The organism is Streptomyces sp. NPDC034103 (assembly GCF_055575395.1).
In genome coordinates, this window is the sequence record NZ_JBVISS010000007.1 from 46,439 (window position 1) to 61,548 (window position 15,110).

Genomic DNA, 15,110 nt, shown 5'->3' on the forward strand with positions numbered 1-15,110 from the left:
GCCCGGCGGGCGACGGCAGGCCCGTCGGTTCTAGCCGTCCAGGTCGGAGATCTTCGCCGTCGACGGCTCGCGGCGGTCCCGGACCGCGCGGGCCGTGAAGTCGGCGCCGCGCAGGACGCGTTGGACGTTGCCCCAGGTCAGCAGGGCGATGTCGGACTCGGACCAGTCGCGGCGCAGGAGTTCGGCGATGAGGTGCGGGTAGCAGGAGGCGTCGGTGAGGTCCTGGGGGTGGGCGGTGCCGGCGTCGTAGGTGCCGGACAGGCCCACGCACTCGGGCCCCGCGAGGGTGCGCACATGGTCGAGGTGGTCGGCGACGTCCCGGACGGACGGGCCGGTCTGTTCGGCGGTGAGCGGCACCATGCACAGGCCCTTGGCGGCGCCCAGCGCGACGAGCAACTCGTCGGGGAGGTTGGCGGGGTGGGGCCGCAGGGCGCGGGCGGCGGAGCGGGTGCACACGAGCGGCGCCTTGGACACGGCGAGGGCGCGGCGGACGGTGTCGGCGGAGGCGCCGGAGAGGTCGGCGAGGACACCGAGCCGGTTCATCTCGCGCAGCATCTCCTCGCCGAACCGGGTCAGTCCCGCCTCGCTCGCCCAGCTCACCCCGGACAGCGTGAGCACGCGCAGGCCGAGGGCGTGCAGGGAGCGCAGGATGCCGAGCGAGTCGCCGACGGCGGCGGCGCCGGCCGGACCGAGCAGCACGGCGACCCGGCCGCAGTGCCGTACGTCGGCGATCTCCCCGGCGGTCCGGGCCAGCCGCAGGCCCTCGGGGTGGGCCCGTACGACGGTCTTCACCAGGTCCAGCTGCTCCAGGGTGGCGCCGACGGCCCGGTCGCCGCCGATGCTCTCGGGCAGGTGCAGCGACCAGAACAGCGCGGCGACATGGCCCTCGCGCAGGCGCGGTACGTCCGTGTCGACGGAGCTCTCGCCGATTTCCAGGTCGTACCAGGGCAGGTGGCGCAGGGCCCAGGGCAGTCCGCTGTAGCCGTCGGCGACGGGGTGTGCGTCGAGGATCGCGTGGGCCCGCTCCAGGGGTGCGGTGTCCGGGTCGGAGACGGGCGTGTAGGGCTCCGGGGCGGCGAACGGGTCGGGCAGGGCGTCGATCTCGCCGACCTCGCTGGTGGTGTGCAGTTCGTCCTGGAGGTCTGCCATGGCGGGCTCCGTACGTCGTGATCGTCGACATGATCAGCAGTACGGTCACGGTCGCACGGGGCGGGGAGGGGTTCTCGGTGGGTGGGGCGTTCGGGGGTACTCAGCCGCCCCTGGCCACCTGGATGACCTCGTCGAGCGTGTCGCGGGAGCGGACCAGGTCGGCGATCATGCGGTCGATGCGGTCACGCTCGCGTGCGAGGTCGTCGACCAGCCTCGGCGTCGCGACGGCCGAGGGTCCGCCGTCCGCGTCCCGCATGCAGGGCAGCAGTTGCGCGATCTTGCTGCTGTGCAGCCCGGCCGCGAACAGCTCCTGGATCCGGATGACCCGGTCCACGGCCGCCTCGGGGTAGTCCCGGTGCCCGCCGGGGGTGCGGTCGGCCCGCAGCAGCCCCTGGGTCTCGTAGTAGCGCAGCGACCGTTCGCTCACACCGGTGCGCCGGGCCAGTTCGCCGATCCGCATGGCCACCCCGTCCTGAATCTGACACTGATGTCAGCTTCCAGCGTACGGTCATGACGAATCCGCAGGAACCCGCCGCCGACGGCACCCGGAGACCGGCGGGAGCGGTGACCGGCGTACGGGGGCGGGGCGCCGGTCGCACCGACTGCCCCGCCCTCGACGCGGCTGTTCAGCCGTCCAGCGACTCGATGGTGGCGTTGGACGGCGGGCGCGTCGCCTGGAGGTCGCGCGCCACGTCCTCCGCCGCGCCGAGCACCCGTACCGCGTTCTGCCAGGTGAGCTTGGCGAGGTCGGACCTGGACCAGCCGCGGTCGAGCAGCTCGGCGATCAGGTTCGGGTAGCCGGAGACGTCGTCCAGGCCGTCCGGGGTGAAGGCCGTGCCGTCGTAGTCGCCGCCGATGCCCAGGTGGTCGATGCCGGCCACCTCACGCATGTGGTCCAGGTGGTCGGCGACCGTGGACACGGTGGCGATCGGGCGCGGGTGGCGCTCCTCGAAGGCGCGGTGCACCTTCATCGCGTCCGGGGTGGTGGCGAGGTGGTGGAAGCCGTGGGCGCGCATGTTCTCGTCCGCGGCGGCGGTCCAGTCGACCGCTGCCTGGAGAACGAACTTGGGCACGAACGTCACCATCGCCATGCCGCCGTTGCCGGACAGCCGCTCCAGGACGTCGTCCGGGATGTTGCGGGGGTGGTCGCACACGGCCCGCGAGGAGGAGTGGGAGAAGATCACCGGCGCGAGCGTGGCGTCCAGGGCGTCCCGCATCGTCGTCGCCGCCACGTGCGAGAGGTCGACGAGCATGCCCTCGCGGTTCATCTCCCGCACCACCGCCCGGCCGAAGGCCGACAGCCCGCCGACACCGGGCTCGTCCGTCGCGGAGTCCGCCCAGTCGTTGTTGTCGTTGTGGGTGAGGGTCATGTAGCGCACGCCGAGCGCGTACAACGCGCGGAGCGTGGCGAGGGAGTTGGCGATGGAGTGGCCGCCCTCGGCCCCCATCAGGGAGGCGATACGGCCCTCCGCCCGCGCCGCCTCCATGTCCGCCGCCGTCAGCGCGGCCCGCAGGTCCGCGGGGTGCCGGTCGATCAACTGCCGTACGCAGTCGATCTGTTCCAGCGTCGCCGGCACCGCGTCGGGCAGGTCCGAGCGGACGTACACCGACCAGTACTGCGCCCCGACCCCGCCGGCCCGCAGGCGCGCGAGGTCGGTGTGGAGGTGGGCGCTCTGGTCGGCGGCGAGGTCCCGGGCGTCGAGGTCGTAGCGGACCTGTTCGCGCAGCGCCCAGGGCAGGTCGTTGTGGCCGTCGACGACCGGGAACTCGGCGAGGAGTTCCCGGGCTGTCTCCCTCGCGCTCACGGCCGTCACTTCCCGAAGCCGAAGCCGCCGTTGCCCGAGCCCTCGACCTTGGCGCGCAGCCGCCTGCCCTTCTCGGTGGCCTGGTCGTTCAGCTCCTGCTGGAACTCCTTCATGCGCCCGAGGAGTTCCTCGTCGTGGGCGGCGAGGATGCGGGCCGCGAGGAGGCCGGCGTTACGGGCGCCGGCGACCGAGACGGTGGCGACCGGGACCCCGGCCGGCATCTGCACGATGGAGAGCAGCGAGTCCATGCCGTCGAGGTACTTCAGCGGCACCGGGACGCCGATGACCGGCAGCGGGGTCACCGAGGCGAGCATGCCGGGCAGGTGGGCGGCGCCGCCCGCGCCCGCGATGATCACCTTGACGCCACGGCCGGCCGCCTCCTCGCCGTACGCGATCATCTCGCGGGGCATGCGGTGGGCGGAGACGACGTCGACCTCGTAGGCGATCTCGAACTCGTCGAGCGCCTGGGCGGCGGCCTCCATGACGGGCCAGTCGGAGTCCGACCCCATGACGATGCCAACAACGGGGCTCATTCGGTGATCGTGCCTCTCAGGTAGCCGGCAGCGTGACGGGCGCGCTCCAGCACGTCGTCCAGGTCGTCGCCGTAGGTGTTGACATGGCCGACCTTGCGGCCGGGCTTCACGTCCTTGCCGTACATGTGGATCTTCAGCTGGGGGTCGCGGGCCATGCAGTGCAGGTACGCGGAGTACATGTCCGGGTAGTCCCCGCCGAGGACGTTGGCCATGACCGTCCACGTCGCGCGCGGGCGCGGGTCGCCGAGGGGGAGGTCGAGGACCGCGCGGACGTGGTTGGCGAACTGGGAGGTGATCGCGCCGTCCATCGTCCAGTGCCCCGAGTTGTGCGGGCGCATCGCGAGTTCGTTGACGAGGATGCGACCGTCGCGGGTCTGGAACAGCTCGACGGCGAGGTGGCCGACGACGTCCAGTTCCTTGGCGATGTTCAGGGCCATCTCCTCGGCCCTGAGCGCGAGGGACTCCGCGAGGTCCGGGGCCGGGGCGATCACGGTGTCGCAGACGCCGTTCACCTGCTGGGACTCCACGACCGGGTAGGCGACGGCCTGGCCGTGCGGGGAGCGCACGACGTTGGCGGCGAGCTCGCGGACGAAGTCGACCTTCTCCTCGGCGAGCACGGGGACGCCGGCCCGGAAGGGGTCCTCGGCCTCCTCGACGCTGTCGACCACCCACACGCCCTTGCCGTCGTAGCCGCCGCGGACGGTCTTGAGGACGACGGGGAAGCCGTCGCCCTCCGCCGCGAAGGCCGCCACGTCCTGCGGGTCGCTCACGATCCGGTGCCGTGGGCACGGCACCCCGATCGCGACGAGTTTCGCCCGCATCACGCCCTTGTCCTGGGCGTGCACCAGAGCGTCGGGCCCGGGGCGCACGGGGATGCCGTCCGCCTCCAGCGCCCTGAGGTGCTCGGTGGGTACATGTTCGTGATCGAAAGTGATCACGTCGCAGCCCCTCGCGAAGTCACGCAGCGTGTCGAGATCGCGATAGTCGCCGATGACGACATCGCCTACGACCTGCGCCGCGGAATCCTGAGGGGTGTCACTGAGGAGCTTGAACCTGATGCCGAGCGGGATGCCCGCCTCGTGTGTCATACGAGCGAGCTGCCCCCCGCCGACCATGCCGACTACCGGGAACGTCACACACCTAGGGTATCGGCCGCGCCACGGCGGCCGGATTCCGCTCCTCTTATGAGCCTCTTTCCCGCTCTGTGGCCTGGTCCACGGGCAACCGGGAAGGGGGATGGTTAGCATGGCTGGGTTGACGAAACCCGCTGACCGACCGACTGGGGGCCTGCAAGACCATGGGACCAGGTTCCTCAGGACTGCGAAGGTTCTTCCGAGAGGTCGCCAAGTTCGGCGCCGTGGGCGGTGCCGGCCTGCTGGTCAACCTCCTGGTGTTCAACCTCGTCCGGCACCTCACCGAGCTGCCGGTGGTCCGGGCCAGCGTCATCGCCACGGTGGTCGCGATCGCCTTCAACTACGTGGGCTTCCGCTACTTCACCTACCGTGACCGCGACAAGAGCGGCCGCACCAAGGAACTGACCCTGTTCCTGCTGTTCAGCGCGATCGGTCTGGTCATCGAGAACGGCGTGCTCTACGCCGCGACCTACGGCTTCGGCTGGGACAGCCCGTTGCAGAGCAACATCTTCAAGTTCGTCGGCATCGGCATCGCCACCCTGTTCCGCTTCTGGTCCTACCGCAGCTGGGTCTTCAAGGCCCTGCCCGTCAGGGAGGCCGTGGCCAGTGCCGAGTCCTTCCTGGAAGAGGCGACCGTGACGAGGCCCCGGCCCACCCAGCGCGTGCCGTAGGGCCGGACGGGCGGACCGGCTAGCGGACCGTGGGCTCCGCGTCCGCCGGCGGCTTCTGGGCCGGCGTGCGCGACAGGAAGAGGCCGAACACCGCGGGCTGGGCCTGGAGCATCTCCAGGCGCCCCCCGTCGGCCTCCGCGAGGTCCCGGGCCACCGCGAGGCCGATGCCGGTGGAGTTCCGGCCGCTGATCGCCCGCTCGAAGATCCGCGCCCCCAGGTCGGCGGGGACGCCCGGTCCCTCGTCGGTGACCTCGATGACGGCCTGGTTGCCGGTGACGCGGGTGCGCAGCGCCACCGTGCCGCCGCCGTGCATGAGGGAGTTCTCGATCAGCGCCGCCAGCACCTGGGCCACCGCGCCCGGGGTGCCGACCGCCCGCAGATGCCGCTTGCCGGAGCTCACGATGGCGCGGCCCGCGCTGCGGTAGGCGGGGCGCCACTCGGCGAGCTGCTGCTGGATGACCTCGTCGAGGTCGAAGGAGACGGCGGAGCCGGTGCGGGGGTCGCGGGCGTTGGTGAGCAGCCGCTCCACCACGTCCGTCAGGCGTTCCACCTGCGTGAGCGCGATGGTGGCCTCTTCCTTCACGGTGTCCGGGTCGTCGGTGAGGGTGATCTCCTCAAGGCGCATCGACAGGGCCGTCAGAGGCGTCCGCAGCTGGTGGGAGGCGTCGGCGGCGAGGCGCCGCTCCGCGGTGAGCATCCGGGCGATGCGCTCGGCGGAGCCGTCCAGGACGTCGGCGACCCGGTCCAGCTCGGGGACGCCGTACCGCTTGTGCCGGGGGCGCGGGTCCCCGGAGCCGAGGCGTTCGGCGGTCTCGGCGAGGTCGGTCAGGGGCGAGGCCAGCTTGTTGGCCTGCCGTACGGCGAGCAGCACGGCGGCGATCACCGCGAGCAGCGCGACCGCGCCGATGATCAGCAGGGTGCGGCCGACCTCGCGGGTCACGGACGAGCGGGGCTCCAGGACGGTGACCGTCTCGCCCTCCTCGCCCTTCTCGGTGGCGCTGATGACGTCGCCGACCGGCTTGGTGCCGACCTCGATGGCCGGCTCGCCGGGGATGTGGATGACGGCGTACCGCTCCCCCGCGACCTGTTCCCTCAGCACCCGCGCGTCGACGGTCTGCTCGCCGAGCAGCCGGCTGTCCACGATGCTGGCCAGCCGGACCGCCTCGGAGTCGACCCGCTCCTGGGCGCTGTTGCTGATGGTGCGGGTCTCGACGATGACCAGGGAGACGCCGAAGACGGCGATGACGACCAGCACCACGGCGAGGGTGGACTGGATGAGACGGCGACGCACGGGGCCCCTCCGGGCGGGTCACTTCCCCAGGCCGGTGCGGGGCACCCGCCTGGGGGCGCGGGGAACTACGCGGCCGGCCGCAGTCCACCCGCAGGGACAACACGACATGCGGAAGCTAGCTCTTCTCGAACCGGAAGCCGACTCCGCGCACGGTGGCGATGTAGCGCGGGTTGGCCGCGTCGTCGCCGAGCTTCTTGCGCAGCCAGGAGATGTGCATGTCGAGGGTCTTGGTCGACGACCACCAGGTGGTGTCCCAGACCTCGCGCATCAGCTGGTCGCGGGTGACGACCCGGCCGGCGTCGCGCACCAGGACCCGCAGCAGGTCGAACTCCTTGGCGGTGAGCTGGAGCTCCTCCTCGCCCATCCACGCACGGTGCGACTCGACGTCGATGCGCACCCCGTGCGTCGCCGGCGGCTGCGCCGGCTCCGCGGCGCCGCGCCGGAGCAGGGCCCGCACCCGGGCAAGCAGCTCGGCGAGCCGGAACGGCTTGGTGACGTAGTCGTCGGCGCCGGCGTCGAGGCCCACGACAGTGTCCACCTCGTCCGCGCGCGCGGTCAGGATGAGGATGGGCACGGCATGGCCCTCGGCACGCAGCCGACGTGCCACCTCGAGGCCGTCCATGCCGGGGAGCCCGAGGTCCAGCACGACCAGATCGATGCCGCCCTGGATGCCGGCGTCGAGCGCGGTGGGGCCGTCCTCGCGCACCTCGACCTCGTACCCTTCCCGGCGCAGTGCGCGGGCCAGCGGCTCCGAGATGGACGCGTCGTCCTCGGCGAGCAGTACACGGGTCATGAGCTGATGGTAGACCGCGTTTGACAGAACATGGGGTGTGATCGCGAGCGCGTGATTCTTACCATGGGGCGATCCGGCACGAACCTCTGTACCGGAGGTGAGGATCGGGTAAGGACCTTAGAAAAGGTGTGTACGGTTCCGCTGACGCCTGTGATCCATCTCTCAAGTCCTTCCATTTCCGGCACTGTCCTGCCGTATGGTGAAAGACGCCTTTAGCACCAACGGGGACCTTTGGCGGTTACTTCACGCCGAAGGTCTCTCTTTGTGTGCGGCCGGCTCACGCCGGCCTGGAAGGAATGACCCGTGGCCGGGCCCCCAGGAGGGGACGGCGACCACCGGGCGCGCCGGCCGCTCATCGCGCCGACGCGTCCCGACCAGCAAGGAACGACCATGGCGTCCAGCCTGACGAAGGACTCGGTCCGCCCGGGCACCCCCGGCACCGAGCAGACCTTCTTCGGCCACCCCCGCGGACTGGCCACACTCTTCATGACCGAGATGTGGGAGCGTTTCTCCTACTACGGCATGAGGGCTCTCCTCCCGCTGTACCTCGTTGCCCCGGGCGGCCTCCACCTCAGCGCCGCGACCGCCACCGCGATCTACTCGGTGTACGTGTCGCTCGTGTACCTGCTCGCCCTGCCCGGCGGCTGGTTCGGCGACCGCGTCTGGGGTCCCCGCAAGACCGTCGCCGTCGCCGGTGCGGTGATCATGCTCGGCCACCTCACCCTGGCCCTGCCGTCCTCCGGCACCTTCTACGCCGGTCTCGGCCTCGTCGCGATCGGCTCCGGGCTGCTGAAGGCCAACATCTCCACGATGGTCGGCCACCTCTACGACGGCCCGGACGACCCGCGTCGCGACGGTGGCTTCACCGTCTTCTACATGGGCATCAACCTCGGCGCCTTCGCCGCGCCGCTGATCATCGGCACCATCGGTGAGAACGTCGACTGGCACCTGGGCTTCGCGCTCGCCGCGCTCGGCATGGCGCTGGGCCTCGGCCAGTTCCTGATCGGCTCCCGCCACCTCGCCGAGCGCTCCAGCGTCGTCCCGACGCCGCTGTCGGCCGAGGAGAAGCAGTCCACGCTGCGCAAGGCCGCCGTCTGGGCCGCCATCGCCGCGGTCTTCTACGCGATCGTCGGCTTCTCCGGCCACTACACCCTGAACTGGATCCTGGTCCCGCTGACCCTGCTCGGCCTGATCATCCCGGTGATGGTGCTGGCCCGCATCAAGCGCGACAAGCAGCTCGACCGCACCGAGCAGAAGTCGATGTCGGCGTACATCTGGTTCTTCGTCGCCGCGGCCGTCTTCTGGATGATCTACGACCAGGGCGGCTCGACCCTGTCGATCTTCGCCGACTCCTCCGCCGACAACACCATCCTCGGCTGGGAGTTCCCGGTCTCCTGGTACCAGTCGGTCAACCCGGTCCTGATCATGGCCCTGGCCCCGGTCTTCGCCTGGTTCTGGCTCGCGCTGAACCGGCGCGGCAAGGAGCCGAGCACCATCGTGAAGTTCTCCTCCGGTCTGGTCCTGGTCGGCGCGTCGTTCTTCCTGTTCCTCGCCCCGCTGACGATCGCCGAGGGCGGTCACAAGGCGGCCGCGGCGTGGCTGGTGGCGATCTATTTCGTCCAGACCGTCGGTGAGCTGCTGCTCTCCCCGGTCGGCCTGTCGGTGACGACGAAGATGGCCCCGGCGAAGTACGCCTCCCAGATGATGGGTGTCTGGTTCCTGGCCGTCACCGCCGGCGACGCCACGACCGGTCTGCTCTCCATCGCGGGCGTCGACCTGAACAGGACGGGCGTCGTCGCCCTGGAGGCCACGCTCGCCGCGGTCGCCGGTGTCGCGATCTGGATGTACCGCAACCGCGTCAAGGAGCTCATGGGCTCGGTCCGCTGACGTGACCTCGTAGGAACGCGTGGCGTTTCTCTCGAACGCAGGGCCACCGCACCACCCGGTGCGGTGGCCCTGCGGGGTTTTCCGCTCGGACTCCGGCGCGGCCGCGCACCATCACAGACATGCGTCGTGCTCTCGTCCCGGTGGCGGCCGCCCTCGGCTTCCTGCTCTCGTCGTCCGGCGCCGTCGTGGAGGCGGCCCCCGAGACGCTCCCCTACGGCAGCCATGCCCGCCAGACCGTCACCGTGTACGGCGAGCGGGGCGCCCCCGCGCTGGTGATCCTGCACGGCGGGTACTGGGCCGAGGACGCCGACTGGAGCCGGACCGCGCGGTGGCTGGCGGCACGGGGCTTCCGGGTCTACGAGACGGACTACCGGCTCAACACCGACGCCCGTTGGCCCGCGCAGCGCGAGGACGTCCGCGCCGCGCTGCGCTGGATCGCCGCCGACTCCCCGGGGCGCCCCCTGGTCCTCGGCTCCTCCGCGGGCGGCCAGCTCGCCCTGGACGCGGCGGCCTACGGCGCGGGCGGGGCGCTGGTCCGGGGGGTGGTCGCGCTGTCCCCGGTCGCCTCCCCGTACCGGGCCTGGGTGGACGGCGGCCGCCCCGGGGCCACGGCGGCACAGCGCCGGCTGCGCCAGGAGGCCCGCCGCCTGGTGGGCTGCGCCCCCGACCGCGCGGACCCCCGCTGCCGCGCCCGCTGGAACGACCTCGCGGCCCGGACCCACGCCTCCGGCCCGGACGACGCGCCGATGCTCCTCATCCACTCCCGCGGGGACTTCGTCCCCCCGGCCCACTCCGCCGACGTCGCCGCGGCGGAACGCCGGTCGGGCCACCGTGACATCACCGTCCGCACCTGGCAGGGCTCGGCACACGGCGGCGCCCTGATGCCGGCGGCGCGAGAGACGATCCTGCGCTGGCTGCGGGGGCACGCCTGAGGGCCGGATGGCCGGCCCGCCTCACCGGTCCCCCTGGGCGCGGAGGGCCCGCAGGGGGCGAGGGGTGGCGCCCGGCGACCGGCGCGAATCCCGCCGTCCACCCTGCCGGGGCCCCGAGGGCGCGCTACCGCAGCCGCCGCCGTCCGGGCAGGAAGGTGAAGACCGCCGCGCCCAGCAGGACGGCCGTACCGGCGACCAGACCCAGCGCCTTCAGCGCGTCGTGGTCCTCGGCGCCGGTATCGGCGAGACCGCCGGACGAGGAACCGCCGATGGCGGACCCACCGCCGGTGGCGGACGAGCCGCCGGACGCCCCGCCCGCCTGCTCGGTCGTGTCCAGGGTCAGTGACACCGACGTGCTGTCCGGCGTGCAGGTCGTCGTCGTACCGAGCGCCTCGATCGTCAGCACACCCGGCGACAGCGTCGACTCCCCCGTCGCCCCCGGCTTGTAGGTGCCGGTCATGTCCGGGATCTCGATCGGGTCGCCGGACGTGATCTCCTCGGCGTTGGTGGGGCCCTCCACCCGCACGGAACCCTGGTCGTCGCCGCCCAGGACCACCTGCATCGACGGCTTGATCGAGTCCTTCGGGAGGTTGGCCGGGCTGTCCATCGGCGACTTCTTGAACTGGACGGTGAGCCCGTAGTTCCCGCCGTCCTTCTCGGCGTTGATCTGGATCGTGGAGGTCGCCTTCTGCGTGCCGATGGGCGAGGCGCAGGTGTAGGGGATGTCGACGACCTTCCCGGTGAACGCGGTCTGGCCGCCGCCGGTGTCGGACGGACTGGCGGAAGGGCTCTCCGTGGCACTGTCCGTCGGCGTGGGGGACGTGCTCCCGCTCCCGGTCGGACTCGGAGTCGGTGACGAACTCCCGTCCCCCTCCTCGACCTTGATGGTCGCCGCCGGCCGCACGGTCTCCGTGGGCGCGCAGTTCGTGTCCGTGCCGAAGGCGGTGATCTTGTACGCGTCCGGCGTCAGCGTCACGTCGCCGGCGGTCGTCAGCCTCAGCTTGCCCTTCATGGCGGAGAGCACCATGGCGCCGCCCTTGGGAATGGGCGGGTTCTCCTGCGGCCCCTCCATGGGTATGGCGGCGGTCTGGGCGCCGGCCGCCTCGAGCGTGCCGGACGGCTTCACGGAGTTGGCCGGCAGGTCGATGAGGTCGGGGTTCTTGGAGGCGGCCTGGACGAACGTCCACACCACCTCGACCTCGTCACCGACCTTCGCGGTGGCGGGGGCGGTGATCTCCACCTTGCTGGTGCCCTCGACGGGGTCGAGCCCGGAGGCGGCGGGCGGCACGCACCTGGTGGCGAACGACACCTCGGCGGCCTGCGCGGGCGACGCGGCGGCGGCCAGGACGACACCGGCACAGACGAGTACCGGTACGGCTCTCCATCGCTCTCTCACGTGGATCCCTTTCTGGTGGGGGTCGTCGGGGTGTCGTCGTGCGGTGCGGAGAGCCGACCGGCCGCGCCCGGATCGGAGTCCGGGGTGAACCACGGCAGGGTCGAGGAGGTGGGCGGCTCCTGGTCCGGGGTGTGCAACCCCGGGAGCCGCAGGGTGAGTTCGGGCCTCCGGAGCCGGGCCGGGGACCGGCCGTGGCCGGTCCCGTGCGGCCGGTGCGGCCGGTGCGGTCGACGGGTCCGGTGGGGTCGGCGGGGCCGTATCCGGTCGACCACGGCCATCCCGACCCGGAACAGGGCGGCGGGCACGACCAGACAGACCAGGACCCAGAACAGGGTCACGCCCCAGGGCCGGCCCACGCCCCAGGGCTGTTCGGCGAGGACCTTGCCGCCGTACTTCAGCGACACCGTGTAGTCGCCGTGCGCGCCGCCCGCGAGCTCGACGGGCAGTTCGACGCGCGCCTTCTTGCCGGGGGCGATCGTGCCCCGCCACTGCTGCTCCTCCCACTGGGGCGCGAACACGCCGTGCGAGGTGCCGATCTGGAAGAGGGGGTTCTTGATCTCGGAGGTGCCGACATTGCCGACGGTGAGGACGAGGGTGCGGGCGGGCGGCGCCCCGAACCAGGTCAACAGCCCGTCGGAGCCGTCCAGGCGGGTGTCGGTGAGGACCGACAGACGTCCGCCGGACGCCTCCGCGGGCAGCGGTTCCACGGCGTGCCCGGCGACCTGGAAGATGGCGTCGGCCTCGGCCTTCGCCCCGGTCACCGCCGCCACGTGCACCACGCACGGGCAGGGCACGGGCGGTTCGGCGACCGGCAGTCTCCTGCGGAACCGGCCGTCGGCGCCGGTGGTGACGGCCCGACCGTCGGCGTTGGCACAGGAGTTGGTGCCCCCGGGCACCCCCCGCGACGGCACGGCCTGTCCGCAGATCAGCACCGTCAACAGGGTCTTCGCCCGCCAGCCGCTCCCGGTGACGGTGACCGAACCGCCGGTCCCGGCCTGCGAGGTGGAGAGCCTGACGGTCGGCCGCTCGGCGGCCGGGGCGACCGACGGCGAGGCCATGACCGACACCAGCGCCAGGAACACCGTCAGCACCGCCACACGCACCTTCACGACACCGCTCCCGTCAACTCGTCCGCCCGGCAGCCCGGTTCGCCCGCACCGGCCCCGCGGCACCTGTGCCGTCGTACGACAAGCAGCGCGCCCCCGGCCGCAGCCGTGAGCAGCCCCGGCGCGGCGGCCCCTGAGGCGCGTCTCAACCAGCGGTACGCCGATGCCTACGGGTGAGCCACAAGGTGCCCGCCGCCCCCGCGAGCAGCACCGTGCCCCCGAGCGTCCCGAGCGCGATCGCCGAGCCCTCGGGCCCGGTCTGCGGCAGCGACGCCCCCGACCCCGCGTCGGAGCCGCTCGGGGCGGACCCGGCGGACCCGCCCGCCGCCGTCACGTCGAGGGTGAGCGAGGGCCCGGGGCTGTTCGTCGGTGTGCACGTGGTCGTCGTACCGAGGGCCATGATGGTCAGCACCCCCGCTGTGAAGGTGACCTTGCCGGACTTCGCCGGCGTGTACGTACCGCTCAGATCATTGATCTTGATGGGGGTGTTGGCGGGCAGCACGGCCTGGTTCGCCGGTCCGGTCACCTTCAGCGTGCCCTTCTCCGCGCCGCCCAGCTGGATGACCGCGCTCGGTTTCATCGCGCCCTTGCCGAGGTCGACCGGGCTGGAGGAGACGCCCTTCTGCCAGGACATGGTGATCGTCCAACCGCTGCCGCTCTTGACGCCCTTGATGTCGATGGGCGAGACGGCGCTCTTGTCGCCGATCGGCGTCTTGCACTGGTAGGTGACGTCGACGACCTCGGCCCGGGCGGCGGGGGCGGCCATCAGCACCGCCGAGCCGGCCAGGGCCGCGGTGGACGCGAGCGCGGCGGTTCGTTTCCGGTACGACACGGTTCCGCTCCCTCTTGCTCGTTACTGGGTTCCCTTGACTGGTTCCTGACGGCACATCAGATCGGCCGTCAAGGTACGCCCGGGCTCGCGAGGAGGGAAGACAAGAGGCGCGCCGGAGTTGTGACGATCCGGCGCGCGCGGAAGGGGGCCCGGGTAGAGGGCAACCCTGGGTGACTCTCAGGGGGAGGTTCGGGGAACGGGTCCGCCGCGCCGCCGGCCTCACGGGCGAGCGGATGCGACGGCGGTGCGGATCAGGCCGGTGCGCCCAGTTCCGCCCAGACCTTCTTGCCCGCGGTGCCGGGACTGCGGACCACGCCCCAGTCCAGGCAGAGGCGCTGGACGATGAACATGCCGTGTCCGCCGGGGCGACCCGCGCGGTGCGGGGTGCGGGGGGCCGGCTGGCCGGCGCCCTTGTCGGAGACCTCGACGCGGATCACCTTGTTGTCGAGGGCGATCCACAGCTCGTCCGGGCCCTCGGCGTGCAGACAGGCGTTGGTGACCAGCTCGGAGACGACGAGCAGCACATCCTCGGCGGCGGCCCGCTGGTCGGCGGTGGCGGCGGGCAGCCAGCCCCACGCGTACAGCGCCTGGCGGGCGAAGTCGCGCGCGAGTGGCACGACACCGCTCGCGTCGTCGAAGTTCAGCCTGCGGACCTGCCGGCCCGCCGACGACTCGGGCGGCACGGCCGCACCCCCTTCGGACACCCCGGAAGCGCCGTCGGCCTCCGGGCCGCGGTCGCCCGGCGAGAAAGGCCGGGTGCTGCTCATCAGCGCTTCACCTCACCGATTCACCAGTTCACGATTCAATCGTCAGATCATTTGGATCAGGGGGCAGTGCGCGGCTCGACGGTGGATCCGTGGCCGCGCCCGACTCCTGCTCCTGGAATGTCTCCTGCCCGACCGAACCGGCAGAACACCCCCTGTTTCGGCACACGTCCTCCGACACGGGTCGTGACGCGTGGGAAACCCCGGCCGCGCTGGGGCGTCCGGGGCGCCACGGACCCGTCGACCGGCTCAGCCGGTCTCGTCGGCCAAGGCCGCCTCAAGCGTGTCATGGACCGTGAAGACCGCATCGGCCCCCGTGATCTCGAAGACACGCGCCACCACAGGCAACATGCCGGCGAGATGCACCCCGCCGCCTGCTGCCTCCGCCTTCAGTCGTGCGCCGAGAAGTACGTTGAGCCCGGTGGAGTCGCAGAACTCCAGACGCGAGCAATCCACCACCAGCCGACTGAAGCCGTCCTCGAGGCAAGCCTCGAGCGGCTCCCGCAACAAATCGGCGGTGTGGTGATCCAACTCACCCGCCGGAGTCACGACGGCGCTGGCGCCCTCTTTCCGCACCTCGACCAGAAGCCGGCCAGACTGTGCGCTGCCGACCGTCCCGCGGTCCATGCCGTCTCTCTCTCCCGACGTCCGTGGCTGCTACTGACGCCCACGAACACTACGCCTTCTCCACACCCTTCGACACCCGAACAATCACCCACAAACAGACATAACCGCACAGAACACACTTGCGGTCCTGTCAGGAAACCGGGTAGGGCTAGTAGAGACACGTACTCGACACGGCCGGCTTTGGAGGCGCC

Annotated in this window: 15 protein-coding genes; 3 read left to right on the forward strand and 12 right to left on the reverse strand. The window is 71.8% G+C overall.

Annotation, left to right across the window (positions count from 1 at the left end; all coding sequences use genetic code 11):
• Positions 1 to 30: 30 nt before the first annotated feature.
• The 5 genes from ACZ56U_RS16540 to ACZ56U_RS16560 form a co-directional block, all read right to left on the reverse strand.
• A complete protein-coding gene (locus tag ACZ56U_RS16540; protein ID WP_469084713.1) occupies positions 31 to 1,149 on the reverse strand; it encodes a dipeptidase in 1,119 nt (372 codons plus the stop codon).
• A gap of 100 nt (positions 1,150 to 1,249) precedes the next feature.
• The gene (locus ACZ56U_RS16545; protein WP_469084714.1) at positions 1,250 to 1,609 is read right to left on the reverse strand and encodes a MerR family transcriptional regulator; all 360 of its coding nucleotides are present in this window, start codon (positions 1,607 to 1,609) and stop codon (positions 1,250 to 1,252) included.
• Positions 1,610 to 1,775: 166 nt separating this feature from the next.
• The gene (locus tag ACZ56U_RS16550; protein WP_469084715.1) at positions 1,776 to 2,954 is read right to left on the reverse strand and encodes a dipeptidase; all 1,179 of its coding nucleotides are present in this window, start codon (positions 2,952 to 2,954) and stop codon (positions 1,776 to 1,778) included.
• A gap of 5 nt (positions 2,955 to 2,959) precedes the next feature.
• On the reverse strand, positions 2,960 to 3,487 hold the full coding sequence (gene purE, locus ACZ56U_RS16555; protein WP_391231612.1) for a 5-(carboxyamino)imidazole ribonucleotide mutase: 528 nt from the start codon (positions 3,485 to 3,487) through the stop codon (positions 2,960 to 2,962).
• A complete protein-coding gene (locus ACZ56U_RS16560; protein WP_469084716.1) occupies positions 3,484 to 4,623 on the reverse strand; it encodes a 5-(carboxyamino)imidazole ribonucleotide synthase in 1,140 nt (379 codons plus the stop codon). The genes purE and ACZ56U_RS16560 overlap by 4 nt, the downstream gene beginning before the upstream one ends.
• Before the next feature lie 161 nt (positions 4,624 to 4,784).
• On the opposite strand from ACZ56U_RS16560, the gene ACZ56U_RS16565 reads away from it, so the two are divergent.
• A complete protein-coding gene (locus tag ACZ56U_RS16565) occupies positions 4,785 to 5,291 on the forward strand; it encodes a GtrA family protein (protein WP_469084717.1) in 507 nt (168 codons plus the stop codon).
• Positions 5,292 to 5,310: 19 nt separating this feature from the next.
• Here ACZ56U_RS16565 and ACZ56U_RS16570 read toward each other — a convergent pair whose 3' ends face one another.
• Both ACZ56U_RS16570 and ACZ56U_RS16575 read right to left on the reverse strand, forming a co-directional pair.
• The gene (locus ACZ56U_RS16570) at positions 5,311 to 6,582 is read right to left on the reverse strand and encodes an ATP-binding protein (protein WP_469084718.1); all 1,272 of its coding nucleotides are present in this window, start codon (positions 6,580 to 6,582) and stop codon (positions 5,311 to 5,313) included.
• A 115-nt stretch (positions 6,583 to 6,697) separates the two neighbouring features.
• The gene (locus tag ACZ56U_RS16575) at positions 6,698 to 7,375 is read right to left on the reverse strand and encodes a response regulator transcription factor (RefSeq protein WP_030603615.1); all 678 of its coding nucleotides are present in this window, start codon (positions 7,373 to 7,375) and stop codon (positions 6,698 to 6,700) included.
• 390 nt (positions 7,376 to 7,765) lie between these two features.
• Between ACZ56U_RS16575 and ACZ56U_RS16580 the strand changes: the two genes are divergently transcribed.
• Both ACZ56U_RS16580 and ACZ56U_RS16585 read left to right on the forward strand, forming a co-directional pair.
• A complete protein-coding gene (locus ACZ56U_RS16580) occupies positions 7,766 to 9,262 on the forward strand; it encodes an oligopeptide:H+ symporter (RefSeq protein WP_469084719.1) in 1,497 nt (498 codons plus the stop codon).
• Positions 9,263 to 9,381: 119 nt separating this feature from the next.
• Positions 9,382 to 10,194: an alpha/beta hydrolase gene (locus ACZ56U_RS16585; RefSeq protein ID WP_469084720.1), complete on the forward strand. Its 813-nt coding sequence runs from the start codon at positions 9,382 to 9,384 to the stop codon at positions 10,192 to 10,194.
• Positions 10,195 to 10,318: 124 nt separating this feature from the next.
• On the opposite strand, the gene ACZ56U_RS16590 is transcribed toward ACZ56U_RS16585, so the two are convergent.
• The 5 genes from ACZ56U_RS16590 to ACZ56U_RS16610 form a co-directional block, all read right to left on the reverse strand.
• Positions 10,319 to 11,590, reverse strand: a complete 1,272-nt coding sequence (locus ACZ56U_RS16590; protein ID WP_469084721.1) for a hypothetical protein — start codon at positions 11,588 to 11,590, stop codon at positions 10,319 to 10,321.
• Positions 11,587 to 12,648, reverse strand: a complete 1,062-nt coding sequence (locus tag ACZ56U_RS16595) for a hypothetical protein (RefSeq protein ID WP_469085047.1) — start codon at positions 12,646 to 12,648, stop codon at positions 11,587 to 11,589. Before ACZ56U_RS16595 ends, ACZ56U_RS16590 begins: the two co-directional genes overlap by 4 nt.
• A gap of 193 nt (positions 12,649 to 12,841) precedes the next feature.
• Entirely contained in the window at positions 12,842 to 13,528 is a 687-nt protein-coding gene (locus ACZ56U_RS16600; RefSeq protein ID WP_469084722.1) for an LPXTG cell wall anchor domain-containing protein, read from the reverse strand.
• 251 nt (positions 13,529 to 13,779) lie between these two features.
• Positions 13,780 to 14,295: an ATP-binding protein gene (locus ACZ56U_RS16605; protein WP_469084723.1), complete on the reverse strand. Its 516-nt coding sequence runs from the start codon at positions 14,293 to 14,295 to the stop codon at positions 13,780 to 13,782.
• Between the two features lie 246 nt (positions 14,296 to 14,541).
• Entirely contained in the window at positions 14,542 to 14,919 is a 378-nt protein-coding gene (locus ACZ56U_RS16610; RefSeq protein ID WP_391231621.1) for an STAS domain-containing protein, read from the reverse strand.
• Between the last annotated feature and the right edge of the window lie 191 nt (positions 14,920 to 15,110).